The organism is Rhodococcus sp. Q1 (assembly GCF_004153645.1).
In the GTDB taxonomy this organism is placed as follows: domain Bacteria; phylum Actinomycetota; class Actinomycetes; order Mycobacteriales; family Mycobacteriaceae; genus Rhodococcus; species Rhodococcus gordoniae.
The window spans coordinates 80223-96458 of the sequence record NZ_SDMJ01000007.1 but is presented as its reverse complement, the minus strand read 5'-3'; the positions used below and the strand labels follow the sequence as shown (position 1 = coordinate 96458).

Annotated in this window: 13 protein-coding genes; 11 read left to right on the top strand and 2 right to left on the bottom strand. The window is 68.6% G+C overall.

The window, feature by feature from the left end:
* Positions 1 to 33: 33 nt before the first annotated feature.
* Positions 34 to 1632, bottom strand: coding sequence for an FUSC family protein (locus tag EQ874_RS19055; RefSeq protein WP_129977757.1), 1599 nt, complete (start codon positions 1630 to 1632; stop codon positions 34 to 36).
* 633 nt (positions 1633 to 2265) lie between these two features.
* On the opposite strand from EQ874_RS19055, the gene EQ874_RS19050 reads away from it, so the two are divergent.
* The 3 genes from EQ874_RS19050 (at position 2266) to EQ874_RS19040 (ending at position 5610) form a co-directional block, all read left to right on the top strand.
* Positions 2266 to 2961 carry a hypothetical protein gene (locus EQ874_RS19050; protein WP_207213587.1) on the top strand — a complete coding sequence of 232 codons (696 nt, stop codon included), beginning with the start codon at positions 2266 to 2268 and terminating at the stop codon, positions 2959 to 2961.
* 70 nt (positions 2962 to 3031) lie between these two features.
* The gene (locus EQ874_RS19045) at positions 3032 to 4978 is read left to right on the top strand and encodes a histidine kinase (protein WP_129977756.1); all 1947 of its coding nucleotides are present in this window, start codon (positions 3032 to 3034) and stop codon (positions 4976 to 4978) included.
* Positions 4975 to 5610, top strand: a complete 636-nt coding sequence (locus EQ874_RS19040) for a response regulator transcription factor (RefSeq protein ID WP_172506074.1) — start codon at positions 4975 to 4977, stop codon at positions 5608 to 5610. Before EQ874_RS19045 ends, EQ874_RS19040 begins: the two co-directional genes overlap by 4 nt.
* Positions 5611 to 5618: 8 nt before the next feature.
* Here EQ874_RS19040 and EQ874_RS19035 read toward each other — a convergent pair whose 3' ends face one another.
* Complete coding sequence (locus EQ874_RS19035) at positions 5619 to 6335, bottom strand: GntR family transcriptional regulator (protein ID WP_016931815.1); 717 nt, start codon at positions 6333 to 6335, stop codon at positions 5619 to 5621.
* 98 nt (positions 6336 to 6433) lie between these two features.
* Here EQ874_RS19035 and EQ874_RS19030 point away from each other — a divergent pair, with 98 nt between their 5' ends.
* From EQ874_RS19030 to EQ874_RS18995, 8 genes are all read left to right on the top strand, one after another.
* Positions 6434 to 7564 carry a TIGR03364 family FAD-dependent oxidoreductase gene (locus EQ874_RS19030; RefSeq protein WP_129977755.1) on the top strand — a complete coding sequence of 377 codons (1131 nt, stop codon included), beginning with the start codon at positions 6434 to 6436 and terminating at the stop codon, positions 7562 to 7564.
* 31 nt (positions 7565 to 7595) lie between these two features.
* Positions 7596 to 8270, top strand: a complete 675-nt coding sequence (locus tag EQ874_RS19025) for a phosphonatase-like hydrolase (RefSeq protein WP_129977754.1) — start codon at positions 7596 to 7598, stop codon at positions 8268 to 8270.
* Between the two features lie 25 nt (positions 8271 to 8295).
* Entirely contained in the window at positions 8296 to 9264 is a 969-nt protein-coding gene (locus EQ874_RS19020) for a phosphate/phosphite/phosphonate ABC transporter substrate-binding protein (protein ID WP_129977753.1), read from the top strand.
* A gap of 2 nt (positions 9265 to 9266) precedes the next feature.
* Positions 9267 to 10079, top strand: a complete 813-nt coding sequence (gene phnC, locus EQ874_RS19015) for a phosphonate ABC transporter ATP-binding protein (protein WP_016931819.1) — start codon at positions 9267 to 9269, stop codon at positions 10077 to 10079.
* Positions 10076 to 11665 (top strand): phosphonate ABC transporter, permease protein PhnE, encoded by a 1590-nt coding sequence (gene phnE / locus EQ874_RS19010; protein WP_129977752.1) that lies wholly within the window; start codon positions 10076 to 10078, stop codon positions 11663 to 11665. The genes phnC and phnE overlap by 4 nt, the downstream gene beginning before the upstream one ends.
* The gene (locus tag EQ874_RS19005) at positions 11641 to 12648 is read left to right on the top strand and encodes a zinc-binding dehydrogenase (RefSeq protein WP_129977751.1); all 1008 of its coding nucleotides are present in this window, start codon (positions 11641 to 11643) and stop codon (positions 12646 to 12648) included. Before phnE ends, EQ874_RS19005 begins: the two co-directional genes overlap by 25 nt.
* 158 nt (positions 12649 to 12806) lie before the next feature.
* Entirely contained in the window at positions 12807 to 14021 is a 1215-nt protein-coding gene (locus EQ874_RS19000) for an acetyl-CoA C-acetyltransferase (protein WP_064062842.1), read from the top strand.
* Between the two features lie 35 nt (positions 14022 to 14056).
* Positions 14057 to 16192 (top strand): 3-hydroxyacyl-CoA dehydrogenase NAD-binding domain-containing protein, encoded by a 2136-nt coding sequence (locus EQ874_RS18995; RefSeq protein WP_277986192.1) that lies wholly within the window; start codon positions 14057 to 14059, stop codon positions 16190 to 16192.
* Positions 16193 to 16236 lie beyond the last annotated feature (44 nt).

Below are 16236 nucleotides of genomic sequence, written 5' to 3'. Positions count from 1 at the left end.
GCATCTTCGTGCGGAAGCGACCGGGTCCCTGCTTCAGGGTCCCGGTCGTTCCGGCAGGGTCAGGATCCGGTAGCCGAGCTCGTGGAGCCGGCGATGCTCGGTCCAGCGCTGCCGGGTCCACACCGGCTCGGTGTGCGCGGCGATGACCGCTGCGGTGGTGGAGGCGTGCAGATCGAACTCCAGGTCGCGGCGCAGTTCGGGCAGTTCTTTCACGTCCGTCGACGCGGCGATCCCGGCGACGGCGTCACGGACGCGACCGTCGGCGAAGTCGAGGACGCGGCGGTGGGCCCGGGGCAGCACGCCCCACATCACCGCCAGCGCGACACAGACGCCGACGACGGTCTCGAGGAACCGGTCGCGTGAGACCGTCACCAGATCGCCGGGGGTACCCAGCCCGCCGAGAACGACGACGAGCGGGGTGATGAAGACCATCGCGAGGCCGTAGTTCCGCACCAGGAACATCTCGGTGCCGGCCATCGCCGCGGCCAGCACCACCACGAGCGCGACACCGCTCGGATGGAAGGGCGTCAGGCAGGCCAGCAGGACGAGCCCGAGCACGGTGCCGACGAAGCGGTGCGCGGCCCGGTACGAGCCGAGGATCCGGTCCGGTCCCTGGTGCAGGATCATCGCCGCCGTGATGACCGCCCAATCGGGGCGCCCGACACCCAGCGCGATCGCGGTCGTGCCGGCGACCGGCCCCGCGACGAGCAGGCGCACCGCGATCGTCGCCGAACGACTGCGCGGGTGCGCGGCCCGCGCGAGGCGGTACCGCACCGAGGGTCGCCGCAGCGGAGGCTGCAATTGCAGGTCGTCCTCGGGGACCGCTTCGTCCCGCGGACGTTCGTGCAGTGTCTCCGCACATCGAACGTGGGCGGCGTGCAATGCTCGTTCCAGGGGGTGTCCCGAGCCGACGAGGCCGGCGTCGTGCAGGCACTGCCAGGCCACGTGCAGATCGTGGACGGCGGCACGGCGATGCGCCGGTGAGTTCTCCTCGAAGACCGCGTCGACGGCGACGACCGCCGCGGCCACCGCGGTGCGTTCCGGGGTCCGTGGCCGGAAGGGGGCGCCGGACACGGACATCACGACGGCCGTCGCCGCTCCGATCGCCGTCCACACCGCGACCGCCGGGACGGACACCCCCAACGCGGGCAGAGCCGAGGCGATCTCGAGGGACAGCAACATCAGGAAGGCGCCGGGCGCACCCATGCGCAATGCGTCCACGACGAACGCGCACACCGAGACGGTCGCGGTCATCGCCGCGACGACCAGCAGATACCACCACGCCGACCCGCCGGCTGCCACCGCGTCGTGGACCACCGACCCGGCCGCGGCACCGATCGTCGCCAGCACGACGAGCACCGTGCCGACGAGGGCGACCACCCGGGCACGTACCCGATAGGGACGTTGTTCGCCGTAGACGACGGCGAAGGCGCCGAGTGTGGCGACGGCGGAGACGGCACCGAATCCCAGAGTGACGCCCACGAGACCGGGCCCCGCGACTGTGGCGACTGCACGCGCGGCCCCGGGCCACCGGCGTCCCTGACGGGGAACCGTCAGCAAAGCGGTGCGTAAGGGGGCGGGAGTGGGCAGCGATAGTTCGGCAACCCGATGGTCTCCGCTCGACTCCGCCACGACCGATCACTCTAGGAACGGTCCCGACGGTCCTTCGCGTCGGCGTGCGAACATGAGGCCCAGGTCACTCGTCCGGGAGTGCGCATTCTCCCGTCGAATACGTTGCGGGAAATTCTCGGTGTTCGAATAGCGAACAATTCGAGTCGGTTCGGAAAAATGGAACGACTCGCATATTCGGTGGGAATGGGATAGAAGTGAGGGGCGCCTGTTTCGATGCCGGGTAATTTTCACCCGGCCCGTGAAAGGACATTTCCATGACTCTGAATGTCGTGCTGTTGCTGCTGGTACTTGCTGCAGCCTTCGCTTCCGTCGGTGCTCTGCATTCGGCGAGCGAACGCCGCGCCCGTCATCCCTGAGTGAATTCGGAACGACGCGGATCCGGGCGCCCGCAGAATATTCGCGTCGGCACTCTCCGATCTCGGGGAGGTTGTGTTGCGCTGGCTACCTGAAACCGCCCGGGAGAATCGCGTACAACCTCCCCGAGCTCGTGAGCGGCGGGTGTGTGCCGCCCGGCGGCGGCACGGGCAGGGATCCCGAGAGATCGGGACGGCCGCCCCTTCCATCCGGGACACCGGGCGCCGGATCGTTCCTTCCACGACGCGCAGGACGTCGCACCGATCCGAAGGGACCCTCATGAACACTCTCGGCACCGAGACCGAACCTCTCACGCCGATCACCCCCGACCCTCGTGGCCCCGGCTCGATCTGGGCGTGGACGGGTGCCGCCGCCGGACTCGCCGGCGTCGTGGGCATCCAGGCGAGCATGGCGATGGGCGCGGCGTACGACGAGCGCACCGCCGGCAACGCGGCGGCGATCATGACCGAGTTCGCCGGGCAGCGCACGGCCATGCTCGTCATGCACCTGACGTTGATGGCGTCGACGGCCTTGCTGCTCGTCTTCGCTGCGGGCCTGCAGCGCCGACTGCGCGCGGGCACTCCGGAGTTCGGCCTCGTGCCGACGGTCGCGGCCTTCGGGCTCGTGCTCACCTCGGTCGCGACACTCATGGGCACGGGGCTCGACACCGAGCTGCTGTTCGGGCTCGGGAACACCGATCGGATGGTGCCCGAGGTCGCGGTCTTCGCCTCGCACTGGATGGGCACCATCCCGTGGCTGTGGGTCGGGGCCGGAGTGAGCGGCGTCGCGGTCGCGGTGGCCGCCCTGCGTCACCGTGCGGCACCTCGGTGGATCGGTTGGGCGAGCATCGTTCTCGGTGGCCTGACGCTGCTCCTCGGCATCTCCCCGCTGCAGTACATGGCGGGTTTCACCGGCCCGGTGTGGGTGCTGGTGGCCGGTGTCGGATTCGCTCTCACGGACCGGCGTGCACGTTAGTACCACTGCGAACGGCCCAGCGGCGTATACCTGCCGCATCAAGGACACAGTGGTGCATACTCACCGCACCATGAAGGACACAGCCACAGCGAACGGATCGGCGGGTACCGGGGCTCCGGTACCCGCCGCCGTCGTGGCCGTCGCCTCCTGGCTGCTCGCCGTCGCGGCCGTGGTCGTGTTCGTCGCGGCCCGGCCCGTGCTCGACTCCGACCAGCTGTTCTTCCTCGTGGACGTGGTCGGTGCCGCCGTCTACGGGACGGTCGCCGGTGTCATCCTCGCCCGTCGCGTCCACGCCGTTCCGATCCTGCTGGCCGTCGCGTCGATCGGGGTGGGCCTGGCAGCGGTGTCCTACAGCTGGACCCAGCTCGCCCTCGTCCGTCCCGAACTTCCCGTGGGATTCCTCGGGCCGCTGCAGAACACCACCTGGATCCCCGGGACGCTCGCGTTGTTCCTGGTGGTGCCGTGGCTCGTCCGCGATCGTCCTGCCGGCCCGGTGGTGCGAGCGGGGGTTCTCGCCGGCGTCGTGACGATCGCCTGGTTCTTCTGGGCGCGCACGTTCACCGGCATCGCCGACATCTGGTTCGTCGGACCCGTTGTGGCCGTAGGTTTCCTCACCGCCGGACACGTCGAGTGGCGCCGCCGTCACGCCCCGGCGGCCGAACGATCCGGGATGGGATGGCTCGCTCTCGGCAGTGCGCTCATGACGGCCTCGTACATCCCGCTGGCGGTGCCGGATGTGCCGTGGATGCTCACCCCTCTGCTCCACCTCGCGACGCAGGCCTTCTATCCGGTCGCGATCCTCGCCGTCGTGTTGCGCCAACGACTCTGGGGCATCGACCTCGCGGTCGGACGCGCTGCTCTCGCCGGCAGTCTCACCGCCGTGCTCGTCACCTGCTATCTCGCGGTGACGGTCGCGGTCTCGCTGGTGCTCCCGAACGAATCGGTGTTCGCCCAGGCGGTCGGGGCCACCACCGTCGCGCTCGCTGTGCAACCGGTGCGGATGTGGCTCGGCCGGAGGGTGCACCGGCTCGTCTACGGCGACGGTGTCGACCCGGCGCGCGCGGTACGGATTCTCGGGCGGCACTTCGCCGGCGCCGATTCCCCCGACCTGCTGCTGGGTGAACTCGCCGCCGGCATCGGCACCGCGCTGCGCCTCGAATCGGTCGAGGTGCGCCGCGGGGATGACGTCATCGCGCGCTGGGGGACCGCCTCGGGACCTGTCGAGGAGGTGCCGGTCGGCTCGGGCGACGCGACCCTCGCCGTCACCGCACCGCCGGGTGAATCGCTCGGGGCCCGCAGCCGGCGGGCGCTGACCGAACTCGCGACCGTCGTCGATGCCGGACTGGTGGTACTGCGGTCGGCCGAGGACCTCGAAGACTCCCGCCGGCGCCTCACCGAGGTCCGGCTCGAGGAACGCCGCACCATCCGCCGTGAACTGCACGACGGACTGGGGCCGTCGCTCGCCGGGGTGCGGCTCGGTCTGCAGGGGGCACGCAATCTCGTCACCACCGATCCGGAGGCCGCGGCCGTGCTCGTCGACGAACTGCTCCGCGAACTCGACCGCCAGGTCGACGGTGTCCGCGAACTCTCGCGCAGCCTGCTGCCCCCGGTCCTCGACGAACTCGGTCTCACCGCAGCCCTCGACGAGCTCGTGATCACGCACGCCCGCGCGGGATTCCGCGTCCACCTGCAGGCCGACCTCCCGGCCGGGATGTCCGGCCCTGTCGCGTGGGCCGCATACGGCATCGCCTCCGAGGCGATCATCAACGCCCGGCGGCATTCCGGTACCGACGAGTGCACGGTGCGGGTCGCGGCGGAGTGCGACGTTCTGGCACTCGACATCGTCGACGACGGGAGCGGACTCGCAGCCGACGCACGCGTCGGCGTGGGCACGCCGAGCATGCGTGAACGGGCCCGGGAGGTCGGTGGGACGGTGGGCATCGAATCCGGCGACCCGCGCGGTGTCGTGGTGCGCGCGCGGCTACCCTGGTCCGAATCGAGAGCGACAACCCGGTGATACGCGTCGCGATCGTCGACGACCATCCCGTCTTCCGCCTCGGTATGGCCGCGCTCCTCGGCACCCTCGACGGGATCGACGTGGTGTGCCAGGCAAGTTCGGTGGGGGAGGCGCTCGAAGGCGTGAACGCCGACATCGACGTCGTGCTCATGGACATCGAACTCGGCGACGGCTCGGGGATCGACGCGACCCGCAGCATTCTCCGGAAGGTCCCGGGCACCCGCATCCTGATGGTCACCATGCACGAGGACGAGGACATCCTGGTCGCATCCATCCGCGCCGGTGCCTCCGGCTATCTCGTCAAGGGGGCCGATCCGTCGGGGGTCGAACGGGCGATCAGGGCGGTGGCCGCCGGGGAGATGATCGTCGGCGCGGCGGTCGCCGCGAAAGCCCTTGCGGCGGTGTCGACATCCCGCAACACTGCGGCCGCCTTCCCGGATCTGACCGAACGTGAACGGGAGATCCTCGATCTCGTGGCGCGCGGACTCGACAATGCGGCGATCTCCCGGCGACTGATACTCAGCCAGAAGACGGTGCGCAACCACGTGTCGAACATCCTGGGCAAGATCGGTGCGGCCGACCGGGCGAGCGCGATCGTCCGGGCGCGGGAAGCAGGCCTGGGCGTCGATTGACCTGCTGCTCAGGGAGTGACGGTCGTGACGAACGACATCCGGTCGCCGCGATAGAGCGAGCGGCGATGTTCGATGGGGACGTCGTTCTCGTCGTAGGAGATCCGTTCGAGCAACAACATGGGTGTGCGGGTGTCGGCGTCGAGCAGGGCCGCTTCGCGCGCGTCGGGCAGTGTGGTCTCGATCTTCTCGACCGCCCGCGCGAACGTGATCCCGCAGGCGCGGATCGCGGCGTACAGTGACGACGACGGATCCAGCGTCCGGCGCAGCTCCGGAAAGCGGTGTGCGGGAAGCCGGGTGCGTTCGAGTCCGACGTGCACCCCGTCGGTGAGCAGGACACGTTCGAGTTCGAGGACGGGGTCTCCGGCCTCGATGCCGAGGCGGCAGGCCGTTTCGTCGTCGGCGACGAGATCGGTCCACGCGACCAGCACACGCCCCGCGCTCCGTCCTTCGAGGAGGGCGGCTTCGGTGTAGGAACCGATGACGAGGGGTTGGACGATCTTCGGTCCGGCGACGACGGTGCTGCGACCCCGTCGTTCGATGCGGCCGTCGACGAGCAGTTCGCGCAGTGCCTGGCGGACGGTTTCGCGGGCGACGTCGAATCGGGTGGCGAGATCGCGCTCGGAGGGCACCTGGTCTCCCACGGTGAGCTGGTCGAGAAGACACTCGACCTGGCGGCGCACGACCTGGTGCTTGAGGGTGCGCGCTTCGCGAACGACGGTGGCCACACATCCAGCGTAACCGAATTCCGGTCTATACCAACTGTTCACCGTGCGTTCGCCGAACCGCCCCCATCTGGTCTAGACCATGCTCCACTGTTGCAGACATGCGAATCCTGATCATCGGTGGTGGCATCCTCGGCACCGCACACGCCGACGCCGCCGTCCGTCGCGGACACGACGTCCTGCATCTCGAACGCGAACCGGAAGCACGCGGTGCCACCGTGCGCAATTTCGGTCTCGTCTGGGTCTCCGGCCGCACGCGCGGCGAACTCGACGCGACCCTCCGGTCCCGGGAATTGTGGGAGGACCTCGGCGCGCGCGTGCCCGATGTCGGCTTCCGTGCGAACGGCTCACTGACGCTGTTGCGCACCGCCGCCGAGGTCGCCGTCGCCGAGGAGGCCGTCGCGCGTGACGACGCGGGCCGGCGAGGATTCACACTTCTCGACGCCGACGAAGCGCGCGGTGTCAACCCTGCGCTCCGTGGGAAATTCGTCGCCGCACTGCACTGCGGTACCGACGCCGCCGTCGAGTCCCGCATCGCGCTTCCGGCGATCCGGCAACACCTCGCCACGTCGGGTCGCTACCGGTTCCTGCCGTCCACCGAGGCCCGGGACGTCTCCCGCACGCCGCACGGGACGGTCCGGGTACGCGACGATCACGGTGTCGTGCACGAGGTGGATCTCGTTCTCGCCTGCCCCGGCGCGACACTCGGTGGCCTGGCCCGCGATCTCGCCGGCGACCTGCCGTTGCGCCGGGTCCGGTTGCAGATGATGCAGACCGCACCACTGGACGAACCGCTCACCACCTCGATCGCCGACGGCGACAGCCTCCGCTACTACCCGGGATTCGCCGGTACCGCCCTCGACGATCTCACCGTCGCCGAACAGCAACGCCCCGTCGCAGAGCAACATCGCATGCAGCTGCTGTGCGTCCAACGGTTGCACGGCGGCCTGACCATCGGAGACACCCACGCCTACGACGAACCGTTCGACTTCGACGTCGACGAGGAACCCTACGACCATCTCACCGCCGTCACGGAAGAACTCCTCGGTCGCCGTCTGCCGCCCGTCGTCCGGCGCTGGGCAGGGGTCTACAGCCAGTGCACCGATCCCACCGCGCTCGTCCACCGCGCGAAGGCCGACGAGGACGTGTGGGTCGTCGCCGGGCCGGGTGGCCGCGGTATGACACTCGGCCCCTATCTCGGCGAAGAGACCGCCGACCTGCTCGGACTCTGACCGACTCCCGAAACCCTTGGAGCAGAAGATCATGACCACCATCCGACTGGCCGTGCTCGACATGGCCGGAACCACCGTCGCCGATGACGGACTCGTCGTCCGCGCCTTCGACGAAGCGGCCACCGCCGTCGGCCTTCCCGAGAGCGGCCCCGAGCGGGACGACGCGCGCCGATACGTCCTCGACACGATGGGGCAGTCGAAGATCGTCGTCTTCCGCGCCCTGTTCGGCAGCGACGAGCGCGCCCGGATCGCCAACGACGCCTTCGAACGCGCCTACGAACGGTTCGTCGACGCCGGGGACGTCGCCCCGATTCCGGGCGCGGAGAGGACGATCACGCAACTACGCGAGGCAGGCGTGAAAGTCGCACTCACCACCGGATTCAGCCGCTCCACCCAGGACCGGCTGCTCGACGCACTCGGCTGGCGCGACCTCGCCGACATCGCCCTCACGCCCGCCGACGCCGGTCGCGGTCGTCCCTACCCCGACATGATCCTCACCGCGCTGCTGCGCACCGGCACCGACGACGTCCGCGAGACCGCCGTGGTCGGTGACACCGCCGGCGACATGCTCTCGGGTCTGCGGTCCGGAGCGTCCGTCGTCGCCGGCACGCGCACAGGAGCCCACGACGAGGCGACACTCCGCGAAGCCGGTGCCACCCACGTTCTCGACTCGATCGTCGCTCTGCCCGCCCTGATCGTCTCCTGACCTGCCGACTCGAAGGACCCTTCCCATGCGTTCCCTGTCGTCTCGCCGAGCCGCCGTCTCCGCCGGTCTCGCCGCCGGTCTCACCCTCGCTCTGACCGCCTGCGGCGGTTCGGATCCCGACACGCTCAACGAACAAGGCTTTCCCGAAACCATCACGCTCGGTGCGATTCCCGCCGAGAACTCGTCCGATCTGAAGTCGAGTTACGAGCCGCTGCTGACGATGCTCGAGGACGAGACCGGATCCACCGTCGAGTTCGTCCAGGCCTCCGATTACGCGGGCGTGGTCGAGGGCATGATCGCCGACAACGTCGACCTCGCCTTCTTCGGTCCCTTCGCGTACGTCGTGGCGCAACTCAACGGCGCCGACACCACTCCGCTCGGTGCCGTCGTCCAGGACCCGGACGCCGAACCCGGCTACCGCTCCTACGGTCTGACGCAGTCCGGCAACTCCGGGATCGACAGCATCGAGGACTTCGCGGGCAAGGACGTGTGCTTCGTCGATCCCGGTTCGACGTCCGGATTCCTGTACCCCTCGGCAGGACTCATCGAAGCGGGAGTCGTCGAGTCGGGAACCGAGCAGGATCTCGTCGCCGGTCTGACCCCCGTCTACGCCGGTGGGCACGACGCTTCCGCCCTGGCGATCGCAGCGGGCGACTGCGACGCCGGTTTCGCGTTCGACACCATGGTCGACCGGACGATGATCGAGAGCGGCGACCTCCGGGAAGGCGAACTGAAGAAGGTCTGGGAATCCGAGACGATCGCCGGATCCCTGTTCGTCGCCGACAACTCCCTCGGCACCGAGGTCACCGAACGACTCGCCACCATCCTCACCGAGAAGGGCAACGCCGACTACCTGCTCGCCCAGGGATACTGCGACGGCGAATGCCGCATCACCGACGAGCGTGCCTGGGGTGTCGTGGCTGCGACCGACGCCGACTACGACGGGGTCCGCCACGTCTGCGAGATCACCGAATCCGAGAAGTGCAAGGGCTGACGATGAGCATCGATCCCACCCACCAGGTCGCCGGCGACGACCTCGTCGTCTCGGCCCGCGGCGTCACCAAGGAATTCGGCACCACCACCGCGCTGTCCGGCGTCGATCTCGACGTGCACCGCAGCGAACTGGTCGTCCTGCTGGGTCTGTCGGGCTCGGGGAAGTCGACCTTCCTCCGGTGCTTGAACGGTCTGCACCCCGTCACCGAGGGCAGGATCGACGTCTCCGGTACACGGGTCGATCTCGCGTCCCGCCGCGAGCTGCGGTCGCTGCGCAAGGACGTCGGATTCGTCTTCCAGCAGTTCAATCTCGTCGGACGGCTCAGTTGCCTCGAGAACGTGCTCATCGGCGGGCTCGGCAGATTGTCGCTGCCCCGCTACGGGGCGCTCACCTACCCGAAGACCATGCGCGTCGAGGCGCGGGAGCATCTCGACCGGGTCGGTCTCGCCGACCTCGCGGACCGGCGTGCCGACACCCTGTCGGGAGGCCAGCAGCAGCGCGTCGCGATCGCACGGACCCTCATGCAGCGGCCCACGGTGCTGCTCGCCGACGAACCCGTCGCCTCCCTCGATCCGGAGAACGCCGGCGTGGTCATGGATCTGCTGTTCCGGGTGTGCATGGAAGACAAGCTCACCGTCGTGTGCACGCTGCACCAGGTGGACCTCGCACTCGGCTGGGCACACCGCATCGTCGGCCTGCGAGACGGTCGCAAGGTGCTCGATCGCCCGGCGGTCGGGCTCTCCCGCGACGAGGCCATGGAGATCTACCAGCGCGTCGAACCCGCCTCCGGCTCTCTCGGAGCACGGTCGGCATGAGCATCCTCACCCCGACCCGCACGGAGACGAGGCCCCACGGCGCCGGTCGTGACCGTCGGCGGACGATCACCGCCGGTTGGGCCGTCGTCGCGGTCGTGGTCGTCGCGTCGGCCGCGTACATCGATTTCGCTCCCACAACCTTGCTGGACGGGCTCGACTCGACGGCCGGCCTGATCGAACGCATGCTGCCGCCGCGGCTCGACGACCCCGGCCGCATCGGTGTGCTCGCGATCGAGACGCTGCTCATGGCGGTGCTCGGCACCGTCCTCGCGGCGGTCGCATCGGTACCGCTCGCGTTCCTGGCTGCGCGCAACACGACACCGCACCCGGCGCTGCACCGCATCGCCCGCGCCGTCATCACGTTCTGCCGCGCCATGCCCGACCTGCTGTTTGCGGTCCTGTTCGTCCGCGCACTCGGAATCGGCGTCCTGCCCGGTGTTCTGGCATTGGCTCTCCACTCGATAGGCATGCTCGGCAAGTTGTTCGCCGACGCGATCGAACAGACCGACGCAGGTCCACGGGAGGCGGTGCGCAGCACCGGCGTCGGATACGTCCGGGAGATGATCAACGCGGTTCTGCCGCAGGTCGTCCCGTCCTGGACCGCCAACTTCGTCTACCGGATCGACATCAACCTCCGAACCTCCGTCGTCCTCGGTTTCGTCGGAGCCGGCGGAATCGGATTCGCGTTGCAGGACGCACTGCGTGGACTGGTCTATCCACGTGCACTCGGAATCGTCTGCGTGATCCTGGTGATCATCGCGGCGATGGAGGTCGTCGCCATCGTCGTCCGGCGCGCTCTGCTCACTCCGTCCGCGAACGGTCCTGGACGAGAACGTCTCTCGCGTATCATCTTCTCGTCCACCGTCATCGCGGCCACGGCGGCCGCTCTGTTCGCTCTCCGTATCGATCCGCGTGATCTGTTCACCTGGATCGGACCGTCCCTCGAGGTCTTCACACGGCTCGTTCCACCGGACTTCACCGCGGTGGGTTCGGATCTCGTCGACGCGGTGCTGCAGACCCTCGCGATCGGCGCGGTCGCCACCGCCGTCGGTGCCGTGCTGTCGCTTCCGTTCGGAATCCTGGCGGCGAACAACGTGTCTCCGCATCCCACCGTCTATGCCACCGCTCGCGCCGTGATCCTCGTGGTGCGGGCGATCCCCGAACTCGTACTCGCGGTGATCTTCGTGGCCGCCATCGGACTCGGTCCGGTCGCCGGTGCGTGTGCGCTCGCCGTCGGTTCCGTCGGATTCCTCGGCAAACTCGTCGCCGACGCGGTCGAGGAGATCGACCCCGGGCCGCTCGACGCGGTCCGCGCCGTCGGCGGCGGATGGTGGAAGACCCTCTTCGCCGCGGTGATCCCCCAGGTGGTTCCGTCGGTCGTCGGGTCGACGCTGTACCTGCTCGACGTCAACATCCGCACCTCGACCGTTCTCGGTGTCGTCGGTGCGGGCGGCGTGGGATTCCTTCTCTTCGAAGCGGTCCGGACGCTGAACTTCGAGTTCGCCGGCGCGATCGTCGTCATCGTGTTCGCCGTCGTGTACGTCATCGAAAGGATGTCGGGATGGATCCGCTCGAAGGTCGTGTGAGCCGTACGGCGGTGTGGACCGGGACGGGCATCGAGCTGCGGCAGGTACCGATACCGGCCCTCGGTTACCGCGAACTGCTCGTGCGTGTCCGCCTCGCCACGGTGTGCGGGAGCGACCTGCACACCGTGTCCGGGCGCCGCCCCGGACCGGCGCCCTCGGTGCTCGGACACGAAGGGGTAGGGGAGATCGTCGCTGCCGGTCCGCACGCCTCCGCGGCGGTGGGGGAGCGGATCGTGTGGAGCGTGACGTGCGCGTGCCACGACTGCGACCGGTGCCGATCCGGGCGCACGGCCAAGTGCAGGTCGGTGACGAAGGTCGGCCACGAACCGTTCACCGGGCCGTGGCCACTGTCGGGCACCTACTCCGAGTACATCGTGCTGCCCGCGGGCGCGACGACCGTGCCCGTCCCGGCCGCGGTGCCCGACGTCGTCGCAGCTCCGGCCTCGTGTGCGACCGCGACGGCTGTCGCGGTGGTCGAGGCGGCCGGCGATCTCGACGGCCGCAGGGTCGTGGTGTGCGGTGCCGGGATGCTCGGTGTCACGGCGGTCGCCATGTGTGCCGAAGCCGGTGCCGACGTCACGATCGTGGACATCGACCCGCAGCGCGCGGCACGCGCCGAACGGTTCGGCGCGGTTCTCGACGACGGTGGTCCTGCCGATATCGCTCTCGACTTCTCGGGTTCGGCGGATGCGATCGCGTCGCTCGTGTCGCGCCTCGATGTGGGCGGACGCCTCGTGCTCGCGGGCTCGGTGGCGCCCGGTCCCGCCGTTCCCGTGGATCCGGAGGCGATCGTGCGCCGGTGGCTCACCATCAGCGGGGTGCACAACTACGAACCCGCGCACCTGCGCGAGGCCGTGGCGTTCCTGTCCCGCACGGTCGCCGTCTACCCGTGGGACGAGCTCGTCGGCACCCCCGTCCCCCTCGATGCGCTGCGAGAAGTCCTGCACGCGGGGCCGCACCTGCGGGCGGCGGTGGTCCCGTAAGGGGTTTGCGGACGTTCGGTTCGGTCACGGACACCGATCGCTTCGGTCCTTACGGCCGAGGGGTACCCGCTTCTACCGTGGGGGAGGTTGGGCACGGCGGCCCTCTGCAGGGCCGTGGGTGCCGTCGCTCCGCAAGCACGGGAAGGAACCTGCGCACTGTGACCACCGAGGCATTCATCTATGAAGCCATCCGAACACCACGCGGCCGAGGCAAGAAGACGGGCTCGCTGCACTCCGTCAAGCCGATCTCCCTGGTTACGGGCCTGATCGACGAGCTGCGTGTTCGATTCCCCGATCTCGACGAGAACCGCATCTCCGACCTGATCCTCGGTGTCGTCAGCCCCGTCGGCGATCAGGGTGCCGACATCGCCCGCACCGCTGTCACCATCGCGAACCTGCCGGCCACCACGGGCGGCGTGCAGATCAACCGGTTCTGCGCGTCGGGCCTCGAGGCCGTCAACATGGCTGCGCAGAAGGTCCGCTCCGGCTGGGACGAGCTCGTTCTCGCCGGCGGCGTCGAGTCCATGTCGCGTGTCTCCATGGGCTCCGACGGTGGCGCGTGGATGCTCGATCCCGCCACCAACTACGACAGCTACCTGGTTCCCCAGGGCATCTCCGCCGATCTCATCGCGACCATCGAGGGCTTCACCCGCGAGGACGTCGACGCCTACGCACTGCGCTCGCAGCAGCTCGCCGCGGCAGCCTGGTCGGGCGGCTACTTCTCCAAGTCGGTCGTGCCGGTCAAGGACCAGAACGGTCTGACGATCCTCGATCACGACGAGCACATGCGTCCCGACACCACCCTCGAAGGCCTCGCCAAGCTGCAGCCGTCGTTCGCGACCATCGGTGAGATGGGCGGCTTCGACGCCGTGGCGCAGCAGAAGTTCCACTTCGTCGAGAAGATCGATCACGTCCACCACGGCGGCAACAGCTCGGGCATCGTCGACGGCGCGGCACTCGTGCTCGTCGGTTCCGAGCAGGCCGGCAAGGACCTCGGTCTGACCCCGCGTGCCCGCGTCGTCGCCACGGCCACCTCCGGTGCCGACTCGACGATCATGCTCACCGGCCCCACGCCGGCCGCGCACAAGGTTCTCGCCTCGGCGGGCCTGACGGTCGACGACATCGACCTGTTCGAGATCAACGAGGCGTTCGCCTCCGTCGTCCTGAAGTTCCAGAAGGACCTGAACATCCCGGACGAGAAGCTCAACGTCAACGGCGGCGCCATCGCGATGGGCCACCCGCTCGGCGCCACCGGCGCCATGATCACCGGCACCATGATCGACGAGCTCGAGCGCCGCGGAGCCAAGCGCGCCCTCGTCACCCTGTGCATCGGTGGCGGCATGGGTGTGGCCACCATCATCGAGCGCGTCTGACACCGGAAGGAATTCGAAAAACAGTGAGCGACAACATGATTTCCTGGGACAAGGACGCCGACGGCATCGTCGTGCTGACACTCGACGATCCCAACCAGGGCGCCAACACGATGAACGAGCTGTACAAGGCGTCGATGAAGGCCACCGTCGACCGTCTGTACGAGGAGCAGGACTCCATCACCGGTGTGGTGATCACCTCCGCGAAGAAGACCTTCTTCGCCGGCGGCGACCTGCGCAACATCATCGCGATCGGCCCCGACGACGCGCAGGCCGCGTTCGACGAGGTCCAGGGCATCAAGGCCGACCTGCGTCGTCTCGAGACCCTCGGTAAGCCCGTCGTCGCCGCCATCAACGGCGCGGCTCTCGGTGGCGGCCTCGAAATCGCCCTCGCGACGCATCACCGCATCGCTGCCGATGTCAAGGGCGTGCAGATCGGTCTGCCCGAGGCCAGCCTGGGCCTGCTCCCCGGTGGCGGTGGCATCACCCGCACCGTGCGCCTGCTCGGCATCCAGACGGCGCTGCTCTCGGTTCTGCTGCAGGGCAACAAGTACAACGCGGTCAAGGCCAAGGAGATCGGCCTCGTCCACGACGTCGTGGGCAGCGTCGAGGAGCTCGTTCCGGCCGCCAAGGAATGGATCAAGGCCAACCCCGAGGGCGGCGTCCAGCCGTGGGATGTCAAGGGCTACAAGATCCCCGGCGGCACCCCCTCCAGCCCGGCCTTCGCCGCGAACCTCCCGGCCTTCCCCGCGAACCTGCGCAAGCAGATCAAGGGCGCTCCGATGCCGGCTCCGCGCGCCATCATGGCCGCCGCCGTCGAGGGCTCGCAGGTGGACTTCGACAACGCGTCGACCATCGAGTCGCGGTACTTCGTCGAACTCGCCACCGGCCAGGTCGCGAAGAACATGATCCAGGCGTTCTTCTTCGACATGCAGTCCATCAACTCGGGCGCTTCGCGTCCGAAGGACGTGCCGAAGCGCGAGATCAAGAAGATCGGCGTTCTCGGTGCGGGCATGATGGGCGCCGGCATCGCCTACGTCTCCGCCAAGGCCGGTTACGAGGTCGTCCTCAAGGACGTCACCCTCGAGGCCGCCGAGCGTGGCAAGAACTACTCGGAGAAGATCGAGACCAAGGCTCTCTCGCGTGGCAAGACCACCGAGGAGAAGTCGAAGGCTCTGCTCGACCGCATCACGCCGACGGCCGACCCCGCCGACTTCGTGGGCGTCGACTTCGTCATCGAGGCGGTGTTCGAGAACACCGAGCTCAAGCACAAGGTGTTCCAGGAGATCGAAGACATCGTCGATCCCGACGCGCTGCTCGGTTCGAACACCTCGACGCTGCCCATCACCGGTCTCGCGACCGGCGTCAAGCGTCCCGAGGACTTCATCGGTATCCACTTCTTCTCGCCGGTCGACAAGATGCCGCTGGTCGAGATCATCAAGGGTGAGAAGACCTCCGACGAGGCCCTGGCCCGCGTGTTCGACTACACGCTCGCGATCCGCAAGACCCCGATCGTCGTCAACGACAGTCGCGGCTTCTTCACCTCGCGTGTGATCGGCACCTTCGTCAACGAGGCCATCGCCATGCTCGGCGAGGGCATCGAGCCCGCGACCATCGAGCAGGCCGGTTCGCAGGCGGGTTACCCGGCTCCGCCGCTGCAGCTGACCGACGAGCTGAACATGAAGCTCATGCAGAAGATCGCGAAGGAAACCGAGGAGGCCGCCAAGCAGGGCGACACCAAGCTCGGCACCACGCGTCATCCCGCACTCGACGTGGTCGACTGGATGGTCGAGCAGGGCCGTCCGGGTCGTCTCGAGAAGGCCGGCTTCTACGAGTACGACGAGAACGGCAAGCGTCAGGGCATCTGGCAGGGTGTGCGCGATCACTTCAAGACCGAGGCGACCCTCGATGTGCCGCTGCAGGATCTGATCGACCGCATGCTCTTCGCCGAGGCGATCGAGACCCAGAAGTGCTTCGACGAGGGTGTTCTCGAGACCACCGCCGACGCCAACATCGGCTCGATCTTCGGCATCGGTTTCCCGGCCTGGACCGGTGGTGTCGCTCAGTACATCGTCGGTTACCCGGGTGGCAAGGAAGGCTTCGTCGCGCGGGCCGAGGAGCTCGCCGCCAAGTACGGCGAACGCTTCACCCCGCCGGCGTCGCTGCGCAGCTGACGCACACGACGGTTACACGGAAGGGCTCCCGACGCCACGGCGTC

Coding starts and splice junctions, on each gene's coding strand:
- EQ874_RS19050 (WP_207213587.1), top strand. CDS start 2,266: ATGAACACTCTCGGCACCGAGACCGAACCTCTCACGCCGATCACCCCC.
- EQ874_RS19045 (WP_129977756.1), top strand. CDS start 3,032: ATGAAGGACACAGCCACAGCGAACGGATCGGCGGGTACCGGGGCTCCG.
- EQ874_RS19030 (WP_129977755.1), top strand. CDS start 6,434: ATGCGAATCCTGATCATCGGTGGTGGCATCCTCGGCACCGCACACGCC.
- EQ874_RS19025 (WP_129977754.1), top strand. CDS start 7,596: ATGACCACCATCCGACTGGCCGTGCTCGACATGGCCGGAACCACCGTC.
- EQ874_RS19020 (WP_129977753.1), top strand. CDS start 8,296: ATGCGTTCCCTGTCGTCTCGCCGAGCCGCCGTCTCCGCCGGTCTCGCC.
- phnC (WP_016931819.1), top strand. CDS start 9,267: ATGAGCATCGATCCCACCCACCAGGTCGCCGGCGACGACCTCGTCGTC.
- phnE (WP_129977752.1), top strand. CDS start 10,076: ATGAGCATCCTCACCCCGACCCGCACGGAGACGAGGCCCCACGGCGCC.
- EQ874_RS19005 (WP_129977751.1), top strand. CDS start 11,641: ATGGATCCGCTCGAAGGTCGTGTGAGCCGTACGGCGGTGTGGACCGGG.
- EQ874_RS18995 (WP_277986192.1), top strand. CDS start 14,057: ATGATTTCCTGGGACAAGGACGCCGACGGCATCGTCGTGCTGACACTC.